At 51.7% G+C, this 20,823-nt stretch carries 21 protein-coding genes; 5 read left to right on the forward strand and 16 right to left on the reverse strand.

Annotation, left to right across the window (positions count from 1 at the left end):
* Nucleotides 1-9: 9 nt before the first annotated feature.
* The 9 genes from SH678x_RS19015 to SH678x_RS19055 all read right to left on the reverse strand — a co-directional run bounded on the left by SH678x_RS19015 (nt 10) and on the right by SH678x_RS19055 (nt 9,492).
* On the reverse strand, nt 10-603 hold the full coding sequence (locus SH678x_RS19015) for an RNA polymerase sigma factor (protein WP_496920032.1): 594 nt from the start codon (nt 601-603) through the stop codon (nt 10-12).
* Between the two features lie 342 nt (nt 604-945).
* The gene (locus tag SH678x_RS19020; RefSeq protein WP_496920033.1) at nt 946-2,016 is read right to left on the reverse strand and encodes a tellurite resistance/C4-dicarboxylate transporter family protein; all 1,071 of its coding nucleotides are present in this window, start codon (nt 2,014-2,016) and stop codon (nt 946-948) included.
* Nucleotides 2,017-2,035: 19 nt separating this feature from the next.
* Entirely contained in the window at nt 2,036-2,266 is a 231-nt protein-coding gene (locus tag SH678x_RS19025; protein WP_496920034.1) for a DUF6755 family protein, read from the reverse strand.
* Entirely contained in the window at nt 2,263-2,802 is a 540-nt protein-coding gene (locus SH678x_RS19030; RefSeq protein ID WP_496920035.1) for a QcrA and Rieske domain-containing protein, read from the reverse strand. The genes SH678x_RS19025 and SH678x_RS19030 overlap by 4 nt, the downstream gene beginning before the upstream one ends.
* 11 nt (nt 2,803-2,813) lie before the next feature.
* The gene (locus SH678x_RS19035; protein WP_496920036.1) at nt 2,814-3,470 is read right to left on the reverse strand and encodes a 4Fe-4S dicluster domain-containing protein; all 657 of its coding nucleotides are present in this window, start codon (nt 3,468-3,470) and stop codon (nt 2,814-2,816) included.
* A gap of 12 nt (nt 3,471-3,482) precedes the next feature.
* Nucleotides 3,483-5,729, reverse strand: a complete 2,247-nt coding sequence (locus tag SH678x_RS19040; RefSeq protein ID WP_496920037.1) for a molybdopterin oxidoreductase family protein — start codon at nt 5,727-5,729, stop codon at nt 3,483-3,485.
* Nucleotides 5,730-5,740: 11 nt separating this feature from the next.
* Nucleotides 5,741-6,817 carry a hypothetical protein gene (locus SH678x_RS19045; RefSeq protein ID WP_496920038.1) on the reverse strand — a complete coding sequence of 359 codons (1,077 nt, stop codon included), beginning with the start codon at nt 6,815-6,817 and terminating at the stop codon, nt 5,741-5,743.
* A 117-nt stretch (nt 6,818-6,934) separates the two neighbouring features.
* Nucleotides 6,935-7,270, reverse strand: a complete 336-nt coding sequence (locus SH678x_RS19050; protein WP_496920039.1) for a cupin domain-containing protein — start codon at nt 7,268-7,270, stop codon at nt 6,935-6,937.
* Nucleotides 7,270-9,492: a nitric-oxide reductase large subunit gene (locus SH678x_RS19055; protein ID WP_496920040.1), complete on the reverse strand. Its 2,223-nt coding sequence runs from the start codon at nt 9,490-9,492 to the stop codon at nt 7,270-7,272. Before SH678x_RS19055 ends, SH678x_RS19050 begins: the two co-directional genes overlap by 1 nt.
* 420 nt (nt 9,493-9,912) lie before the next feature.
* Here SH678x_RS19055 and SH678x_RS19060 point away from each other — a divergent pair, with 420 nt between their 5' ends.
* Genes SH678x_RS19060 through SH678x_RS19070 form a run of 3 tightly spaced genes read left to right on the forward strand, consistent with a single transcriptional unit; the run spans nt 9,913 to nt 11,522 of the window.
* Nucleotides 9,913-10,371 (forward strand): Rrf2 family transcriptional regulator, encoded by a 459-nt coding sequence (locus SH678x_RS19060; protein ID WP_496920041.1) that lies wholly within the window; start codon nt 9,913-9,915, stop codon nt 10,369-10,371.
* A 3-nt stretch (nt 10,372-10,374) separates the two neighbouring features.
* Entirely contained in the window at nt 10,375-11,190 is an 816-nt protein-coding gene (locus tag SH678x_RS19065) for a class I SAM-dependent methyltransferase (RefSeq protein ID WP_496920042.1), read from the forward strand.
* Nucleotides 11,187-11,522: a cupin domain-containing protein gene (locus SH678x_RS19070; RefSeq protein ID WP_496920043.1), complete on the forward strand. Its 336-nt coding sequence runs from the start codon at nt 11,187-11,189 to the stop codon at nt 11,520-11,522. Before SH678x_RS19065 ends, SH678x_RS19070 begins: the two co-directional genes overlap by 4 nt.
* A 99-nt stretch (nt 11,523-11,621) precedes the next feature.
* On the opposite strand, the gene SH678x_RS19075 is transcribed toward SH678x_RS19070, so the two are convergent.
* Nucleotides 11,622-12,002 (reverse strand): putative zinc-binding protein, encoded by a 381-nt coding sequence (locus tag SH678x_RS19075; protein WP_496920044.1) that lies wholly within the window; start codon nt 12,000-12,002, stop codon nt 11,622-11,624.
* 481 nt (nt 12,003-12,483) lie between these two features.
* Between SH678x_RS19075 and SH678x_RS19080 the strand changes: the two genes are divergently transcribed.
* The gene (locus SH678x_RS19080; RefSeq protein ID WP_496920045.1) at nt 12,484-13,878 is read left to right on the forward strand and encodes an alginate export family protein; all 1,395 of its coding nucleotides are present in this window, start codon (nt 12,484-12,486) and stop codon (nt 13,876-13,878) included.
* A 453-nt stretch (nt 13,879-14,331) separates the two neighbouring features.
* Nucleotides 14,332-14,847: a molybdopterin-guanine dinucleotide biosynthesis protein B gene (mobB, locus tag SH678x_RS19085; RefSeq protein WP_496920046.1), complete on the forward strand. Its 516-nt coding sequence runs from the start codon at nt 14,332-14,334 to the stop codon at nt 14,845-14,847.
* 125 nt (nt 14,848-14,972) lie between these two features.
* Here mobB and SH678x_RS19090 read toward each other — a convergent pair whose 3' ends face one another.
* The 6 genes from SH678x_RS19090 to SH678x_RS19115 form a co-directional block, all read right to left on the reverse strand.
* Nucleotides 14,973-15,863: a hypothetical protein gene (locus SH678x_RS19090; protein WP_496920047.1), complete on the reverse strand. Its 891-nt coding sequence runs from the start codon at nt 15,861-15,863 to the stop codon at nt 14,973-14,975.
* A 618-nt stretch (nt 15,864-16,481) separates the two neighbouring features.
* Nucleotides 16,482-16,913 carry an RrF2 family transcriptional regulator gene (locus SH678x_RS19095; protein ID WP_496920048.1) on the reverse strand — a complete coding sequence of 144 codons (432 nt, stop codon included), beginning with the start codon at nt 16,911-16,913 and terminating at the stop codon, nt 16,482-16,484.
* 187 nt (nt 16,914-17,100) lie between these two features.
* On the reverse strand, nt 17,101-18,888 hold the full coding sequence (locus SH678x_RS19100) for a B12-binding domain-containing radical SAM protein (RefSeq protein ID WP_496920049.1): 1,788 nt from the start codon (nt 18,886-18,888) through the stop codon (nt 17,101-17,103).
* Nucleotides 18,889-18,916: 28 nt separating this feature from the next.
* Nucleotides 18,917-19,453, reverse strand: coding sequence for a hypothetical protein (locus SH678x_RS19105; protein WP_496920050.1), 537 nt, complete (start codon nt 19,451-19,453; stop codon nt 18,917-18,919).
* An 11-nt stretch (nt 19,454-19,464) separates the two neighbouring features.
* Nucleotides 19,465-20,070: a hemerythrin domain-containing protein gene (locus SH678x_RS19110; RefSeq protein ID WP_496920051.1), complete on the reverse strand. Its 606-nt coding sequence runs from the start codon at nt 20,068-20,070 to the stop codon at nt 19,465-19,467.
* Nucleotides 20,071-20,259: 189 nt separating this feature from the next.
* A complete protein-coding gene (locus SH678x_RS19115) occupies nt 20,260-20,778 on the reverse strand; it encodes an RrF2 family transcriptional regulator (protein ID WP_496920052.1) in 519 nt (172 codons plus the stop codon).
* Nucleotides 20,779-20,823 lie beyond the last annotated feature (45 nt).

A 20,823-nucleotide genomic window follows, 5' to 3' on the forward strand; every position in this document is an offset into this window, starting at 1 on the left:
CGCTCGCCTTCACGCGCTTCCCGGCTCTCGCTGACGGACAACATTGTGCTCTTTTGACCACTCGCCAAGTCGTTCCCGCAGTTGCTTGCGAGCCCGCGACAAGTGACTCATGACAGTGCCAATTGGCAACTCAAGAATTTCCGCAATTTCCCGATACTTGAATTCGCCGATCGCATGCAGCAGCAGGCTCGACCGCTCCAGCGGGCGCAGGTCCCACACTGCGGCGGCGAGCGCGTCGTCACAGTGTTCAAGCGCAACCTCAGGTGCGTCGGCAAGTTTGCGCGGGTGCAACTCCTCGAATCGCAATATATCTGTCCCGTGCGATACCGTTTCCGTGGCCAACACTTCGTGCGTCTGTCGGACGATGTCGCGATTTCCGGCAAGGATTTCCAGAGTCAGATATTTGAATATCCAGGCGCGAAAGCACGTTCCTTCCGCAAAACGGTCGAAGTCTCGAAATGCCTTCATGAGAGCATTCTGTAAAATGTCCTCAACCCCGGCCGCCCGAAAAACGCTTCGCCGACAATAGGACTCCAAAGCTCCCTGAAGAGGCTTCAGGTGCTCCAAGAATCTCGCGTTTTTCGGTCGGTAGCTATCCGGCACAGCGCAGCCTTGCGGATCCCGTCGTGGCGCATCTGTCGCCAACGCTTCATTAAAGTAAAAGATACAGCCAGGCTGAATTATTGCAGAATTCGCTGAGCCCCACGAAAATGCACCGACGGGCAGTTTGTCAGAGTGAAATTCGCTGTGGCCTTCATTTCTGTAGACGTCTCATAATCAAGAAGTTGATGCCACATTAAGGATCGCGATTTGTGTACCAGCGCTAGGTAACACTCCAACGGAAATCGGCGTTGAGGCGCGAATGGCTGTGGCCTCTGGCAAATTGGCCAACCGTCTGAATGCGGCAGCACTTGGTGTTGAAGTTTCCATACATCATAAGAGTGATTACGAAACTCGTTTCCACGGAAGAGTCAACAATGCGGAAAGCATTGCACCGAACGTCAACAGCCAAGCTGCAAGGGCAAAATAAACAACGCACTTGGGGATAACCAGTAAGAATGGCAATTCGATTGCATGGGCTAGTCGGAAAGTACAAACGGTGTACATCCCCAACGGAAACACAACGCCCCAGTACTGTGGATCGTAGCGCAGCGGAAATCGCTTGTAGACATGCCGCCAGACTCCCAAGATTACCAACATCGGAATCCACCAGGTTGCGGTGGCCCAGTAGAATAACGTGAAACCTTTGAGAAATGGGAGTAACTGGCTCAAGAGTGCAGAGTTGTTGGCTTCTGAAATAAGAACAGTACCCGCAACGGTCGAAATCGCCATGGCCCCCATGTTGATCCAATATGGGGGGGACAGATCGGCCGGGCTCATCGGAAAAAATGTATAACGATAAAAAATCAGTGAGATGATCCAAATGTAGAGCATGCCGCCGCCTAACCACATCACCAGGGCGAAGAACAGGACCTGCTCTCGATAGGGGCCAAAGCCTTCCGCCAAAAAACCACCAAGCAAAGAAACGGACTGCGCGGCGACGACTGAAACTAGCCATCCGCCATGTATGCCATCCTGGAGCAGCGGCTTAGTCTCTTTCACTGAGAGGCTGGTGAAGATGGTATAGGTCAGTACCAGCCAGAGCATACATCCGACGCACCACAATACGACGGCTACAAGGCGTGCCTCTCCGATTTGCAGACACTGGCTTCCTAGAACGCAGGTTGCCGCAACCATCGTAAAAAAACCGACTCCTCGCTTGTGATCAATCAGGTCTGCAAAGAATGCCTGAGGAAACATGGCCAATCGCGCTCCCGTCAGTGTCACAAGAATGACATAGGCCAGGATGTTAAGCCAGAACAAAGGCAGCGCCAACCAGCGCATGTCTAGCAAAAGGCAAGCGGTTGATACGATGCCGGTCGCCATTACCACGGCGAAGTACGATGGATTGAGCGTCGCAATGCTCTGCAAAAAAGAAGGTCCGTCGGATTTTGCATGGCCGGTAGACTCGCTCACGTGACCTCCCTTCATTGCACTATCGATCGAGTAATACCAAGTAGCGCAGCAAGCCTGCATTCAGCAATAGACAAACAAGACTCGCTGCTGCGGCTGGCCAAACGATGGCATTGTTGCCACCTAAATAGGCGTTCATTGTGGCAGTGAGCAGCCATAGCTGCATTGCAACCAGAACCAAAACAACACAGAGAATGCCATAGACGATCGGCAATCGTTGTCGCCGTGTACGCGACGGATCGTGCTCGTTCATGACGACCGCTCCTCGATGGCCGTGGCATAGACTGCACCGCGTTCGATCACCAACTCAATCCTCGGCAGCGGTCGACGCGGTGGGCCTGCGGTCGGTTTGCCGGAGGCCAAGTCGAAAAAACCTTCGTGACACGGACAGTGCAGTTGGTTACGTTTTAAATCAGGGCGAACAGGACACATCAAGTGAGTACAGAGGCTGGAATAGGCCAGGAAGATGTTTTCCGACTTCCGAATAAGCAAGCACGGATCGCGGTCGGTTGGGTAGTGAAAGCTCATGGCCTCTCCGATGGGCACGTCTGCTACCGCAGCGATGCGTTTGCGTGAGATCTTGCGGCCGCGGAATAGGCTTTGCAAGGCGATCCAGAACTGGCCGCAGGCGAAGGCTGCGCTGGTCAGCACCATAAACTTGGTGAAGTCCCGGCGGGCACCATATTCGTCTGCTTCAAGGTCGATGGGAAAATCGCGACGCCATTTCGGTTGCTCGGATTCAGGTCGACCATCTGGAAAGGCCGTGCACGGGGAGTGTTTATCGTCCATCAGAGCAAACCTCAAAAGTTTGATATAATTGGCAATTCATACAACGCCTCAGCCAGCATGACATCGTCTGCGTCAGAGTGCTCTTCACTTTCGAACATGGCGTCCGCCACGTCGATGTGCGATACGGTCGCCTCGCGGGGGATCATCATGCGAACTTTCGTGTGGATGGTTTGTGCCCCAAAACGAAACTCATTGATCGGGCGCGATCGTAGCCGCAGGCGGTCGATTTCCTCGTGCGTCCCGAAAAAGAGGGCCTGGCTCGGGCAGACGGTCGCACACATTGGTCTTTTTCCCACCGACGTGCGGTCATAGCACATGTCGCACTTCATCATGAGTTCGTAATCGGTATGCATTTTCGGTACTCCAAACGGGCACGCCAGCACGCAGTTATTGCATGCGATGCAGCGCGGCTTGCGTGCCGTTTGGACCACTCCATCCTCCGTACGTTTGATGGCATCTGCGGGGCATACCTCGGCGCAAGTCGGCGAATCGCAGTGCATGCAAACGACCGGTAGTGTTTGCGGTGACTCACGGCGATTCACATATTCGAGATGGATCATCGAGTGCCCTTTGTGCGTATCGCACTCAGAACATGCCTGCACGCACGATTCGCAGCCGATGCATCGGTTGGGATCGATGAAGAAAATCTTGTCCTGAGCGACGGGCATCCGACGAATTCCTTATTGCTTCGATACCAGTTGGGTAGCGTACTCGGGCGCGGCGGTCGCCTTGGCTAATCGCACTGCACAAACCTTATACTCAGGGATCTTAGAAATAGGGTCCTGGGCCGCAATTGTCAGGCGGTTGGCGCTTCTGACCCCTGGCCAATGATAGGGAATGAAGACAGTATCGGGCCGAATTGTTTTGACGACCTGCGCACGCAGTGTGATTTCACCGCGACGCGAAGTGGCAGTCGTCCAATCGCCATCGGCGATATTCAGACTGGCGGCCAATTGCGGATGAATCTCGATACGCGGCTCCGGATATTGCTCGACCAACGGGCCGATACGTCGCGTTTGGGTACCGGAAAGAAATTGACTCACCACGCGTCCCGTCGTCAAGATGATGGGGAACTCTTCGTCAACGACCTCGGCAGGCGCTGCATACTCGACCGCGTTGAATCGCGCCTTGCCATCAGGGAAATAGAACGGCCCTGACCCTTTGGCAACGGGATTGTCAGAGCTTGGCTCGAATAATCGGGGGGTGCCTAAATGGTCTTCAGTAGGACAGGGCCAGCACACGCCGTTTTGTTGTTCGATCTTTTCCCACGTGATACCGGAATAATCAGCAATACCACCTTGGCTAGCGCGTCGTAGCTCCTCAAAAATTTCACGAGGACTCTGAAAAGTGAAGCCGTGTGGTCGCCCAAGCGCTGAGGCTAGATCCTGAATGATCCGCCAGTCTTGTCGCGCGTCGCCGGGAGGATCGACCGCCTTGTTAATCTTGATGACTCGGCCTTCGATCTGGGTGACAGTTCCTTCATCTTCTTCGTGCAGAGAACCTGGCAGTACAATGTCCGCGTAGCGGGCCGTATCATTCAGAAAGAAATCGATGGCCACGTAAAACTCAAGCTTTTCGAGCATGCGGGCGATGAAACCATTATCCGGCAATGAAACGAGGGGGTTAAAGCAAATCGACAGCAGTCCACGAATTTCACCACGGTCGATCTTGCGGAACAGTTCGTAGGCATCCACTCCCGGTGGGGGCAGTTCGTCGGGCGAGACATTCCAGACTTTGGCGACGTGCGCCCGGTGTTCGGGGTTAGCTAAATCGCGGGCGCCTGGAAGTTGGTCACACTTTTGCCCATGCTCTCGTCCTCCTTGGCCGTTGGCTTGGCCCGTGATCGTCGCATAGCCACAGTTTTCACGTCCAATGCGTCCTGACGCGAGTACTATGTTGATTGCGCCTAAGACGTTCTGCACACCATGGGTGTGATGTTCAATCCCTCGCGCGTGCATTAAAAAGCTCGTGGCTGCTGTGCCCCACCATTCGGCGGCTTGCCGGATCGAGCGCTCAGCGATGCCGGTGACTTCCGCCGTACGGGCTGGAGTCCACGCTTGCACGGCCGCCGCCACTGAATCAAATCCGACAGTGTGCTGCTCGATGAAGGCATGATCGAGCCAATCGTGTTCGATCATCAAATGCAGGATGCCGTTGAAGAGTGCCACGTCGCGTCCAGGTTTGACGGGCAGGAAAAGATCACAAGTGCGTGCTAGTGGCGTGATGCGCGGATCAACAACGATGATTTTCGCGCCATTCTCTCGGGCCTGCCAAACATAGTTCGTGGTTATCGGTGCACATTCGGCGACATTCGCACCGCTAATCCATACCACGTCAGCACCCACAATATCTGACCACGGATTCGCCGCTCGATCGACGCCGAAGGCCTTCTTATTGGCTGCACCCGCGCTGACCATGCACAAGCGTCCGTTGTAGTCGATAAACGGCGTCTTGAGGCAAACACGGGCAAATTTGCCCATTAAATAGGTCTTCTCTGTCGTTAGGCTAGCGCCGCTAAGCACTCCGATGGCACCGTTGCCGTGTTCCGATTGAATTTGAGCAATAGCCTGCGACGACTTTCGGATCGCCTCCTCATAGGGTAACGCACGAAATCCACCAGATATGCTCGGATCGCGTTGATATGCGCTGATGAGGCGGTCGGGATGCGACCCCTGCAAGTAGCGTTTGACACCCTTCGGACAAAGCATACCCCGATTAAAGGGGAAGTCCTCCCATGGCTCGAAGCCAATGACTTCGTTGTCTTTGACCTTCAGCTGTATGCCGCACTGCTGCCCGCAAAAACAACAATGCGTCTTAACGAGCTTATCCGGCTCAACGCCGCGATCGAGGCGTGTTCCTGAGGCGAACGCCAAATGCGGACCGAACTGCTCGATGATCTCAAGTGTGCTTGTGGGTTGTTGAGCCATGTAGTCGTCCGTCAAGTTTCAAGAGGCTGTTTCGCATTCCAGAGTTGTCCCTGCGCTAGCGCGAGGGAGACGCGTCGACAACGGGGGCAGATTCGCTGGTAGTGGTCAGCAGGTCCGTTAGGCATCTCATACCGGTAGCCCAATTGACGTTCAACTTCAATCAAGTCGTCGACCTGCATTTGCGATGCGTAAGGCTCGTGGCACCGAGCGCAGTGGGCCTGCTCACCGCGAACCCCGGCATCCTTGTAGAACAGAACACCTAGTTGTGCGGGCCGCTGGAACAAGTGAAATAACTTCCCAAACGGCAACCACAACAGCGTGATGATTACCGTCAGTGCATGCGTAATGGACAGGAATTCATAAGCATATCCGCTCATCCATTCGTAACTCACGACGAGCATTAATCCGGTGACACTCACGGAAAACAGCAGGATCAGCGGCAGAAAGTCTTCGCCAAAACGCTGTAGCGCGAGTGCGTCGCGTACCCGCATACGGCGTCGCATGGCGAGCATCACGCCAGCGATCACTAAGAACGACGCCCATACCAGTCCGTGGAAAATCAGAAAACCCAGGAGCGAATGCACACCAAATGAAAACGTCGGAAAGCCAAATACAAACGCTCGATACGCATCAAACCCCGTTCCGGCGAACTCGAAGTGAATCCAGCCGAACACGAGCGGAAAGGTGATGGCTGAGGCAACTAGGCAGCCCCACATCACTAGCCAATGCGCCGCGCCGCGTTCCAGGCCTCGCTTCCAGATAAAGCTGTTCGCGAAGAATACGGTGACGAGGCGCTTGATCCAGAGCACAACGTTGCGCGGCCAGGATGGCGGGTGGAAAAAAACTTGCCAGCCACGCTTCCAGTACAACGCTGTCGGCGGGCGCTGTAGCCACATCGTATACCGATAGGTGATGCCAAACGTTGCGAACAAGGTGGCAAATGTGTAACCCACCAATGCGGCGTCGAAGTGAGACAACCGCCGAGATCCTAACAGAATTAGGCTGCCAAGTATTACGGTAGCGGCGACACCGCTCGCTGCTGCGACAGCGGCATGATAGTTATCGCGGTTCTTTTTAATGCCGCCCATGGTTACCTGCTTTCCGTCGATCCAAAATCACCGAGAGTTGGGACAGAAGCTGCAATCGCTGAAGCTTAACGTTTATGATGGGAAAAGAAATAGTACAGGCGATAACTGCAGATAAACTCAGGTCTTGTGCTTCAGCACAATAGTGACGAGCAGAGATGAATCTTCCTTAGCGCGTAGCGAATGTTTGCAGCCACCCTCCACGTACAGAAACTCGCCCGCCGTCAGTTCGCGAATCAAATCGCCAACGCCAAATTCGACCTTGCCTTCCAAGCACTGTACGGTGATGTCGCCTGGCACTTCATGTGGCGGAAGCTCATTGCCGGCAAGCAGTACGACTCGAATGACTTCGAGATCATTGGTTTTGACAATCGTATGCGTAATTGCCGTTGCAATTGATTTGTCCAGGGGTCGTACCTCAACGACTTGACCCGATGCTGCATGAGAAATGGCCACTATTCTGATCTCCTAAAGGAGTGACCGGTTTTCAAGCCCGCCACGAAAATGACAAGTGCTACCGCACCCAGAAAAAATATCGTGTCACCTGGCACACGCATCCAGCGTAGATTCTGCATCAGTGTAGATTGCATGAACTCCGCGCTGCGGGCGTACCAATATCCGTGTTCCACGGACGCCCAGGTCTGCATCAGGCCGACGGGCAGCAAGCTGAGAAGGCACATGGCCATCAAGCCGCCATTGAGTGCCCAAAACGAAAATCGCAGCAGACCGTCTTTCCATTCAACGCCCGGCACCAACACCCGCAGGCAGAGAAGCATCAGTCCGATTCCCAACATACCATAGACTCCGAAAAGTGCGGCGTGACCATGGAGCGGGGTCGTGTTGAGTCCCTGCATGTAGTAGAGAGCAATAGGTGGGTTAATCATGAAGCCGAACAAACCAGCCCCGACCATGTTCCAGAAAGCTACCGAGACAAAGAAGTAGATAGGCCATTTGTAGCGGAGTACCCAAGGTGAAGTTCTTGATCGCCGTAAGTCTTCCGTCGCGTCGAATCCAACCAGCACCAAGGGGACGACTTCCAAAGCGCTAAAGACAGAGCCCCACGCTAGAGCGACTGGAGGAGTACCTGAAAAATACAAGTGATGACAAGTGCCGATGATACCGCCCGCCAGAAAAATCGTCGCAGAAAGCAACGCAGCCGCCGCGGCAATCCCGGGCCGTATCAGATTCAGCCGCATAAAGACAAAGGCGATCACCGTCGTCGCAAAGACTTCGAAGAACCCTTCGACCCAAAGATGGACCACCCACCAACGCCAGTATTCGACGATGGACAGATTCGTGTGTCGGCCCCATGTGAGCCCGGCCCCGTAGAAGAGCGCAATTGCCGTGGAGGCAACGGCGAGTAGTGCGACAAGTTGCTTTTGCTCGCCTTGCTTACGCAATGCCGGCAGGAGTACTCGCACCATGAGGAACAACCACAGCAGCAAACCGATCAGCAAGCCAATTTGCCAGACTCGCCCCAAATCGACGTATTCATAGCCCTGGTGACCCAAATAGAACGAAACGGCATCTGACAGGTAGTTGTGGATGCTGAGCCACTCACCGATTAAGGAGCCAAACACGACAACCAGCAATGCAGCGAAGAGTATGTTGACGCCCAGTCGTTGCCCCTTCGGCTCCTGCTCGCTCACCAATGGCCCGATGAACAAGCCAGCCGCGAGCCAAGCCGTAGCGATCCAAAACAAGCCGATTTGAACGTGCCAAGTGCGGGCTACGCTGTAGGGAAGCCACTCCGAAAGGGGAAATCCATAGAAGCCGTCCCCTTCAACCCCGTAGTGTGCCACGATGACGCCCAACAGCATTTGCAATAGGATCAAGGCAGAGACCACCCAAAAGTATTTGACGGTCGATTGTTGCGAAGGCGTTGCCTTCCAAAGCTCAAGTGGATCGCTGGTGGGAGGGAACGATTCCTCGCTTTCGGCACGGCGCGAAGCATACCACCACGCCATTGCCGAGATCCCCGCCAGGAGCATGATGATGCTCACCCCGGTCCAAACAACCGCGTCACCCGTGGCCCGATTGGCGACTAAGGGCTCATACGGCCAGTTATTTGTGTAGCTCACATCGGAGTCGGGTCGGTTCGTCGAGGCAGCCCAAGACGACCAAAAGAAAAACGCCGAAAGAGCTTGTAAGCGAGTTTCTTCGGTGACTGCTCCCGCCGGGATTGCGTAGTCCGAATTGCCATTCGCAAAAATATCCGAGTAATGGGCAAGGTTGGCTGCAAAGGCTTCGGCGCGCAGTGGGTCGATGACAATCGTCTTGGTTGCCTGATCGTAGGTATTGGTTCGCAGCAGCGTCGTTAGTCGACCACTCAACTGTGCTTGTTGCTCGGCGCTGAGTGACTCAAAGTCGGATTGAAACTCAGTGTTCGACCAACGGTTGAGAATGAATATTGCTTCGCGATGCAACCAATCAGCTGTCCAGTCAGGCGCGACGTAGCTGCCGTGGCCCCAGATCGAGCCGACTTGCATCCCCCCCAATGTCTGCCAAACGTTCTGTCCTGCTTGAATGACGCCGGAATCCACGACCGTCACGCCGGCTGTCGTGACTACCTTATCGGCAATAGGCGGGGCCTCTTGATAGATGCGAGTCCCGATCCAGCCGAGCACGCTAAACGAGAGGATGATAACCACACTGAATAGGAGCCAAAGTCGCTTCATGGAAATGCTCGCCTAAAAGGGTTGAACCTAGCGTGAGGACAACAGGGCTTGCGCTTGGCAGCATTGTCGTTCACTTGAGTTGGTTCCAACGCTAAAGATAGCACTGACAAAGCTCTCTTCTGGCTGCCTGAACGCCGGTGCGCCGGATTGAAATAAGATTGGAATTCAGGGTAGGCCGCTAAGATTAGAACAAAAAAGCGGCGCGCGATTGCTTTGACGCTCTCTCCCATCGCCGGGAGCGTTGCGTCTGCAATTTCAAATGTTTCGGGGGCTAGCATGTATCTTCTTAGCGCCTGGAGCCAAACGACGTGATTGAATGATGCAAATAGGACAAAATAAGTTCAAGCCATCTAGTCAAAATATAGAGATTGATTCCTGTATGTCAAGGTATAGAATGATATTGTCAACTGAGGATTCATTATGTTGCCAAAGACTGCTGAATATGCGCTGCGTGCCGTGGTGTGGCTAGCGACTAACGTCGATCAACGTGAAGCGGCTGATGCGCTTGCTGAGCGCACCAAAGTGCCGCGGCGCTATTTAAACAAAGTACTCCAAGAATTGGTGCAGGCAGGATTGGTGACTTCACAATCCGGTCCGGGTGGGGGCTACGCCTTGGCTGTCTCTCCGGAGAAGGTCACGATTCTGGATGTTGTCAACGCCGTTTCGCCTCTAGAACGAATTCGTCATTGTCCCTTGGGGCTGCCGTCTCATACGCGATTGTGTCCGCTTCACAAGGAACTTGATCGAGTCTACGCCGAGACCGAGAAGGCACTAGATCAAGTGACCGTCGATCGACTGCTGAAGTCTACAAGTATCATTTTACCCCTCTGCGACGTATCGAAATTATCGAGTAAGCGGCAATCATCACAAAGGAAATGAGCCATGACTCTCTCGGCCCAAGTAGCAAAACTTCACCCTCCTGTAGAAAAGATGCCGGGGCACTGGTTGCTAGCTCGAATGGGGAAGCGAGTATTACGACCGGGCGGCCGCGAACTGACCCAAAGACTCCTGTCAAAACTGGACATCAATCACTCAGACGATGTCGTGGAGTTTGCGCCAGGCCTCGGTGTAACGGCTCAGCTGACTCTCGCTTGTCGTCCTGCCTCTTATACCGCAGTCGAACGAGATCGAGACGCCGCCGCTGTTGTGCAGAAAATCCTCTCTGGCCCAAACCAAGCTTGCGTCGTAGGAACTGCGGAACAGACTGGACTTGCGGACGCTTCGGCAACTGTTGTTTACGGTGAAGCCATGTTGTCCATGCAGCCACCTTCAGTGAAAGCGAAAATCGTTGCCGAGGCAGCCCGCCTTTTGAAGCCGAATGGACGTTACGGCATTCATGAGCTATGCCTTACACCTAATGATGTGCCCAACGAGGTTCGTGAAGCGATATGCCGTGAGTTGTCTGATGACATCCACGTAGGCGTCCGCCCACTCACAATTCAAGAGTGGGAAGAGGTACTCCAATCGGCTGGGTTTACGGTCGTTGCGAGTGAGAAATCACCCATGCATCTTCTGGAACCCGCTCGACTTATTCGCGACGAAGGGCTGCTGCGGGCTATACGTTTTGTTTGGAATGTGATGACGCACAGTCAGGCGCGGCGACGAGTGCTTGCCATGCGAAGGGTTTTCAGAAAATACAGTCAGCACTTGGCGGCGGTTGCCTTCGTGGCCGTCAAATCAGAAAGGCCTGGGTCATGAATATGCTTCATACGTTGATTGCAAACTTAAGTAACGAGATTGTGCCGCCTGACGATGGAACGCTCAGTCGAACGGTGTATCAGGACGACCATTTGAAGGCGGTCTTGTTTGGCTTTGCGGCAGGCCAAGAGCTTTCAGAGCACACGGCTTCATCCCCAGCGATCATGCATTTCCTCTCTGGAGAGGCCGACGTAACTCTTGGTCCAGACAGCGTACATGCATCGGACGGTACGTGGATTCACATGCCACCACAACTGCCTCACAGCATTTGTGCCCTGACACCTGTTGTCATGCTGCTTTTACTCTTGAAACATGGTGGACCCAAGGCATAGATATTGCGACGGCACTCAGTTTCAGAGGAGGTCAAATCGGGAGTCGCGAACTCCATACGTATCAAGAATGGAGCCGGAGTTTCATCGCATAAACCATCCTCATGCTGAAGCTCTTTTCATATCAATGTAAGAAAGAACTTTTTTAACAAAGTGGCCGAAAGCGTCATCATCAAGTTCTGGGTCGTTCTTGCGCACTCCCAGTTCATGTAGACGTATTACGACGTCAACATGTTGAAGTACTTGATCGAAGACCCCCACGGAACATTCCAATGGGCATCCATCAATAATCCAAACTTCTCTTGCTTGCAGTTTCTTCAAGAAATGGGTCTTGCCTGCTGCGATACCAGCTAGACAGGACATCTCAGCCAAACCTCGACGATTAAATTCTAAAGCTAGACGATTTGCCAACTGGCCAGCGTTAGAGCATCCAGAGCAGGCGAATACAATAGGGACTTTGGTGTCTATTGGAGCGCGTTTCATAGAAGCGTAGCCTCGCTAGCCTGTGTTTACTTAGCGAACAAGTAACGGCATCGTCGATCAGTCCCTACAGTATACAAACAAGCACTCTATTCGTCATAGACGTTACGGTCTTAAAAACCGACCTTACACACACTTCGTGGTTTAGTACGGACGGGCCAGCAGCAGCCCAAGCCCATGCCTAGCAAAGCAGAAAGCGAAAAACATTAAAAATAACACGCCGCTTCCACCGGATTCAGTAAAGTCCTGACGTCAAGCTAGCAAAATCTGTCTGACCGAAGCCTATCACAGAGCTTAGTGAGAGTTTTCCGGAAATACCGCATAATATGGTTTTATTGATAGCTTCGACATTTCTAATTGCACACCTAGGTATCTAGCAAGGATAGGTTTACGTCGAAGAGAAAGACTGTCTGGCTTGCTGCACGACCAGGGAAGGTTGGGAGAACACGCACGTTTCTTAAGCGGCGGCAAAGGAGTCATTGCGATGTTTGCCCGATTTGTTGCTGGCCTCACGCTCGTGATGAGGCTGTTTGCGGCAGATTGCACTGCCCAAACTCTGAGTCCCTGCGCGCTTTCTCATAAAGGTGTCTACTACGACAACGATTTTAGCTACCTTGAAGACCCAAACTATGGCAGTTTCTGCCTCGGTGACTCGATCAAACTACTTCCCGTTCATGACGGCCAGTGGGGCAGCATCGACATCGGTGGACAAATCCGCTTTCGAGTCCATGATGAACACGGCATGGGTCGCGTTCCGAACGCCACTGTTCCACGCTTTCAAAGCACCAACACGGAATTCCTCTTAAGCCGCGTTCGGTTGTACACAAATTGGCAAGTTAATGATGAGTTGCGACTCTTCGTGGAAGGCATCTACGCCGCTGTCACCGATGATGGTGGCCAATATGCGCCGCGTCCCATTGACCAAAACTTTGGCGACTTCCTCAATTTATTTGTCGACTTGTCACTGACAGACTCCTGCACCTTGAGAACAGGCCGCCAGGAGTTGCTCTACGGCAACCAGCGCTTGATTTCGCCATTGGATTGGGCCAATACGCGTCGTACATTCGACGGTGTCAGGGTTCTGTATCAAAGCGACGATTGGAACGCCGACACGTTTTACACCTGTCTGGTGAAAGTGATCCCTAATCGGCTGGACGAACCCGATGACGAGCAGCAATTCTATGGGACTTACGCGACTTACAGTGGGTTTGAAAATTTTGGAGTCGACCTCTACTGGCTGGGCTATGAAAACAGCCAGCCATTTGACTCCGATTTTCCCACGAGTACCGACTTCACCATCTTCACAACCGGCATGCGTGTGTTTGGCGAAATGGATAATTGGTTATGGGAATTTGAGGGTGGTCCTCAATTCGGTAAATACCATGGCGCCGATCTTGATCATCGAGCCGGTTTTGCCACGGCTGGATTCGGTCGCAAATATGTTGACCAAATCTGGCAGCCGACGGTTTGGTTGTACTATGACTACGCCTCAGGGCAAGCGAATGGGGGCGACTTCAATGGTTTCAATCAACTATTTCCACTCGGTCATAAATACTTTGGTTTCATCGACGCGGTGCAACGCTCGAACATTCAATCCCCCAACGTCTTGATAACATGTAAGCCGGCCAACAAATGGCAACTGTTAATGTGGTATTGGCACTTTCAATCGGATACATCTGAACCCGTGCCAAGCATCTTGAACACACCTCCTCAAAATGGGCGCAAGCATTTGGGCGACGAACTCGACCTTTTGCTGACTCACACAATTTGCCCCAGTTCAAACATTGCATACGGCTGGTCGCACTTCTGGAGAGGTGACAAAATTATCGGCACATCAGATGCGGACTTCTTATACTGCCAATGGGAACTCAACTTCTAAGCAACGGCTTTATGCAGCTTCTCCGTTCCGGTCAATAGAGCGCGCTTGAGGTAGCGTAGCGTTGCTAATATGCTGTTTTGCTGAGCGAACAAATCATGGCGTCGTCGATAATTCGCTCTATTAACCAGACACACGCTCTTGATACGTTTTCGCTCGACAAATCATTAGTCCTTCAAGCTGAACCCAGGGAAGTGAATTGAACATGTGGTCGCAATCACTGCGAAGACCTCGGCAGGATCGACCTCAAGATCGCTTACACGATTTTTTGGCTGTTCAGCACAACTTCACGCGGAGTGGTTCTTCTCAATCCCACTGGCGATCCCAACTGTTTTGGATTTACCATACAGTGGACTCTATTGTGCATATTGACATATAGTATTTAATCCTTAAACTTCATCATTCTTGGGCCTGTCTAAATGCCTATCAGCTAGGATTTTCTGTGGTCACGAATCAATGCGTAAATTACACGTTATCGGTGGAAAGAATCATGGCAAAACCACACTAATTGTGGAGCTGGTGCGGGAATTCTCGCGGCGCGGATTAGCCGTCGGCACGATCAAGCACACGCACCACCAGCACGAGTTGGACGTTCCTGGAAAAGATTCTCACCGGCATCGTATGGCTGGTGCCAAAGTGGTCGGTATTGCGTCGCCTGCGTTGAATGCCGTCTTTGTTTCAACGGATGGTAGTCAACGCGGCAGGGAAGACTACTATGCTCAATTCGAGCCCTTGTATGCGGAATGCGAACTGGTTCTCGTGGAAGGAGACTCTTTCGCCCCTGCCCCAAAGCTTGAAGTTTGGCGCAGTGAATTCAAAACGCCGCCGCTTGCTGCCAGCAACGGTTCCATACTGGCGATTGTCAGTGATGATGTTGTGCCTATTTCGAAGCCCGTCTTGCCACGCTCGCAGGTTTCGCAACTTGCTGATTGGATTTACAAGGGTATCGTTACAAAATCGCAACCCAAATAGAGTGAGTGGTAACGCCAGTTTCTGGTGTGACTCTTGTCGCGGAATAGGATAGGAGAGAATGCCCCCCAGGGCTGGCTTACGCAGAGGCCCTGGGGATGCACGGGGATCTAAATGCAGCCGGATAGCTACATCCTCCGAATGTTCCGTGGTGTGAGTAGTGAGCAGATAACAAAGAGACTGACCAACGTGAAACTACCTGGTTCAGGTGACTGCGGATTTAAGTTCCAGAATCGTCCGATCAGCCGCCAGTCATTAAGAGATAGATCAAACATTACAACGTCGGCAGTCAGCAAGCTCTCAAATGCTGAACCACGATTATTCGTTAGATCGACAAACACATCAAAAAACGAGTCGATCATTGTCGGTGGAGTGAGAATTGATACCGGCTGAAGGGGCTGGGTGACTATGATAGGACTCCCTCCTACCAGTTCCAACGATACTAATTCAGTCGGAATGGTTTCGTGCATGCTCAGCGGAGGTGTCTGCAAATGAGGGTCCAGGGCGGAGGTCAGATCATCCAGATCGAGCAGTTCCGCTGGAAGATCGCTAAATGTGCGAATATTCCTCAATCCCGCAGTTCCCGCGAAGTTCGGGGCCACTTGCAGATTCATCACCACTGCCTCCGTGAAATCCGGAAATGGAAATATCTGCGTCAATTCGTAAACGATGGCTAGAGGTTCTCCAATTGGTAATCCATCTCTCGTCCAGTAAGCGCCCAGAACCCGCCCTGAACCCTGCATGGCAGCACCGATATGAGCGACTCCCTCTGGAGGTACTGAATTGCCCGACCAAGAGAGGATGGTGCCTCCGGTGCTTGGATCAGGTCGTGTGGTAAAGTTCGGGAAGAAACCCGTGTAAACTTGTGGTGGAGTCCAGTTAGGGCTCGCCACCACGATCTCAAAATCGTTGGCTTCCTGCCCGGTATAGTTTAAGAAGTCCCAATTCAACCAGGGGTCGTGAAAGATGGACTGCTGGCCGACGACCTCAGGACTTCCTGCAAATATCAAAGTTCCCATAACGAGCCATTGAAACAGACTTCTTATACACATGAGTTTTCTCCTCAAAGGTAAGCTACGAAGTACTCCATTCGAGAAGCTTTGGCATCCGTGTTATCAAAAAGGACCATTCACAGGTACATAGGCTCCTCCTTTCTCACTCTATCGTCGGTAACTCAATCATCAACCTCGGAAGCAAGAAGGCCGACAAAAGAGGCTGCTTTGAATGATCGCAACCCTTTCGCGACCGCTGACCAGTATCGGACGTAGTCGATCGTCGTTTATCTCAATCGAATGCATCACCATCGTTAGGCTTTGTCAACTCAAGTACAAATTTGACCAGTGAGTGCTGATAGTCACGCAATAGTCGGCTAGCATGAGCAAATACGTTGGTGCCTTGGTGGTCTGCCTCTCATGATTGTCGTGCAAGTTGGTAATAGCTGGTATGTCAAGCCAATTTACGGATTTGCGGATCCTTATATCCTTTTTGTGTGTCGTTTGGATTTTCGGACTGGCACAGAGAAATGTCAAGCAGCCTGCTGTTGCTGCGGAGAATTATGCGATAGAAAGGCAGTTTCAACCATAAATCGAGAAGTAGAAAGAGCCAATCTCAGCCCGATTCTCTATGGGCGCCGTAGACTACTCTGCGGGGAAAGAGCAAGGCCTTCTCTTGCCTCGCGGCATTGCGATCAAATCGGCGATCGTCGTGGCATCAAAAGACTTTTCCACCAATTCCGCAGCCTCATCAAGGCGGCTGTGGAGCGGACACAGCCGGCGACCGTGACTAGCAATTCCAAGTGGGCATTCAGGGTAGCGTTTGATAGGATCAACCGCGTTAATAGCAGCCAGCACAGAGATATCTTCTGGCTCGCTTGCCAGAATGTATCCACCACCCATTCCGCGTTGCGACTTTACCAAGCGGGCGCGGCTAAGGTTCTGCATGACTTTGGCGAGATAGCCGACAGGTACGTGCGTGGCCGTCGCAATCTCAGCGGTTGTGCGTGCTACTTTCTGCTCGCCTGCCAGGAAAACGATAGCTCTCAAAGCATATTCGGTTGTTTGTGAAATCATGGTTGGGCAATACCGAAAGCTGGAGACAAGGAAACATACACACCTTTATCTCCACAATTATGCTAGATGTACTCACAGCAGTCAAACAATTCAGAAGTTGGTGACGTTTGGGATGTTGACAAGTGGATTAAAGGAGATGTTTGTATAACCTACGCTTCCGTCGGATGGTGTTGTGCAATAATGACAACTATCGTGCTCCGTTTGACGCGAAGGTTGCTGAATCGCAAATTTCTTCCGATAGCGGATAAGTAGCTCCTTGTGCCTTGGACAAAGATTCAGCAGCACAGGGGGCTAGCACACTTAGAGCTTGACTAGAGTTGGGCGGACCGTTCTGATAATTGGTTTCATAAAATGTCGGCGGCTCGTAAGTCCAGCCCGCATCGAGCATTTCCTGTTGCTTCTTGAGCTTGCGGTAGAGGTAACGACCAGCAATAGGGGCAGCCAAATACGATTGCCAGCCAAACTCTGTGTGCAACTCTGAGAGCAATTCGTTAATCTGAGCGACATACTTGGGATTGTCCCGATATTGCCGACGAGTTGCCCAAAGGACTCCCGCATAGCGGACCGGAAGATTAGCTGCTTCGTGAGCAAAGCGTGCTCGAATACGGAGGTTGGGATGCTCCTTATATTTTCGCCAACCACGCAAAACAGTGCGCACAATCCTTACAACACTTGGTCCATTTGCTTCAAAGTCTCGTCGAAATGCACGAAGCAAGAACTCTGTTTCTTGACCGTTTTTGATGTGTGGATGATGGTAATTGAAGACGTGCTGACCATGAATATCGGCGATAGATACTTCTGCTAGGCTTTTGAGCGAGTCGTTCGCCTCATGCTCGGCAAAGAGCGGCGTACCTGGAATAGGGGTATAGAGCATGAACTGGTGGAACTCTGTTTTGTGACTCACGGCATGCTCAATTGCCTCGTTAATATTATCAGGTGTGTGATCTTCCAAGCCAATTATACTTGAACCCAAAACGCGAATTCCGTGCGACTGCAGTGTTCTTACAAATTCAATGGTGTCCGTGCCAGCTAACTTGGTGTACTGAGACCCTTTACCTTCGAGTCCTAGCCAGACCCAAGATACTCCGAGTGCAACAAGCTGCTCCATGGTGTACTTCTGCAAGACATTCGCCGAACTGAAAACATAAAGAGACCACGGTTTTTTGTGTTCATCTATATGCTCAAGAAGCTCTAGAGCACGCTTTTTGTCCAAGAGAAAGTTTTCGTCCATGACAAAGAACGCCCGGACTCCCAAAGTCGACTCTAACTCGCACATAATTTGGAAAAGTTCTTCGCCGCTCTGGTAATATTTAATGAATTTTCCTTTGCCCCCAAACATGGCTGACGTCGAGCAGAAGTTGCACCCAATAGGGCAGCCAACTGACGGAATTAGTGTTGCACAGGCATCGCCGGGATGATTGCGGAGACTGACGCCCATGATTCGCGAACCGATGTTTGCACGGACGATGGGATGTCTCACGGGCTGATCGTCATCCTCACCGAGAAATTTTCTCATCCAACTCACGCCATCGCCGCGAACTATGTGATCTACGTCAGCATACTTCGACAACACCGCAAGATTGGCAATGTGCCCGCCGATGACAATAGTCGCCAGCGGCTGATGCTTGCGAATTAGCTTGCACATACGACGCACTTTGAACAAATTGGTCATGATCGAGCTTATGCCGACGACGTCGTATTGATTTGTCTTCAGTTCTTCCACAAAACGAGCTTCCGTCGGAAAGTCAAGAAGCGTACAAGGGGCTTTTAAGTTCACCTGAATCAACATCAGTCCCCATGATCGATTGAAAGTGCGTAGTGAAAAGGCTTCTTGCACCCTGGTGACCTGATTGTGATAAAGCTCCATTGGGTTGATGAGCCGACTGCCGTAAGCGTCATCCTGCGCATAGGGTCCGAAAACGCTCGTTAGCAGCACACGAGCATTTGTACGCTTAGGATGTAGTGGGTGTGACATACGGAACCTCATCTTAAGTGAGAGTCGATTACCAACCTACAGGGTCTTGAGGCCCGACTAGGCCCACACATAGATCGCTGCTCAGAATCGATTCCATTGCCGACACCGATTCTTGGGAGTAGCCACTTCTTTCGAGTTCGACGAATTTGGCAAGTGACAATTCGTGACGGAGGAGATGCCGAAGGAGAGTCATATCTACTCCGTCGTGTGTATGTAAAATCTCGTTGCCATTTTCGTCAAAAAGGAATGCGGAAAACAACTCTGGATGGATCGTGGCCTCAAAATGATCCAAGAACTTGTTCCAATCTCCGGCGCCAAGTTTCTGACCTAGTTTTATGCCGTTGTGGTAGTATGCTACTTCCACGATTGGTCTAGTTACGCCTTCATTTTGAAGAGCTCTTGCGCAGAGTATCTTATTGCTCGCTTCAAGCCTACGAAAAATGTTGAGCTTGGCTTTCTCCTTAACGTCTTCTCGTAATAGCATGGCAACTTCGCCGGCAATGGCACCGGCGGTTTCTAATTTTAGGCAAAGTGCCAAGCAGACAAGATATTCTTCTCGATTCATATAGATCCTAGTTATAACTGGCCGCAACAGTCGTCGCCTATCGATGAAGCCATAGTTTGACATGGAACGCCATAGCGTTTTCTTAGTTTGAATGCGACCTTGAGGTACTTCTCGTGAGTTTCTGGTTCCAGGTCATCGTGCTCCACTTCTGCAAATGATTTGAGAAGACGCAACTGATCTTGCTCGTTAAGCACTTTATCAGCCATCCGAAACAGACAATGATCTTCCTTATGAATATGTTCTCGAAGGAGTTGACTGTATGCCTTGGCATGAGCCGCAAACTTGCCGATTGATTCAACACTTCCGGCCGCCACTGCGCTGGCGGATATTGCAATGTTATGTATCAGTCGGCGTCCTTCTTCGTGTTCGCAAATCATGACTCCGGTGGGACCTTGTGCTCGAGAAAAGCCTTTTTCCTCGAGTAAAGGGAATAGACAGCCCTCTTCCTTGCCGTGATGGCAACGGTCAGCAAAATTGGTTAAGAAATCGATGGCTTGAATTGCGGACTCTACATCAAGCTCGTTAGTAGTTTTAGCGCGCTGAGCCATGATGTCCAGGCAATCCAAAACTTGCTCGATGACACGATGCTCTTGCATTAGAACTTCAGTAGGACTCATTTCATTCTCTCCAAATAGAAGCTGTATCTTCTTCCTGTGGTCTATCAACAATTCCCAAGCAGAGACCGTGTTTGGTTGAGATTTAAACGAGGAGTATCTACTCCCAAGATTCTCAAACAGTGGTAGGATTAACGGTCTGTCTTTATAATGCTTCTTTTTGATGTGCGATCATGGTTGTTTTGATATCTGCTAATACCGCGATTGCCGCAAGGTTTCTCTGCAACAGGTGCGAGATCTTTTTCTAGTATCTACGTCACCGCCCCCTAACTCCGTCAATAACTCTGAAATCATCGTTCCCCGTAGTTGCTCTTCGAGCATCTCCAAGGCTTTATCTAGGCGATGATGTAATGGGCAAAGTTGCCGTTTGTGTGATGAAATTCTGATCGGACCACGGCGAGTGCGATTGATGGACTCGACCGCGACAACAACATCCCAAATCGAGAGCTCTGCGGGATCAATTGCCAAGAGGAAGCCCCCGTACGTACCGCGCCGCGAATAAACAAGACCTACTTGTACCAATCGTTGCATGAGCTTCGACAAGTAGGACGATGGAATCTGCGTGGTTCTTGCAATTTTCGGAGCAGAACACGGACTCCCTCTTTGATTTGCGATCGCGACAACTGCACGCAGGGCGTAATCTTCTGACATTGATATCATGGCGAAGTAGGCACAGCCGAAACAATCAAATGGATATATGGACCTTGACATCCGTAATTGTGCATATTAGGCTACCCGTGTCAACATAACGTACTT

The sequence above is a fragment of the Bythopirellula superficialaquae genome (assembly GCF_059632245.1).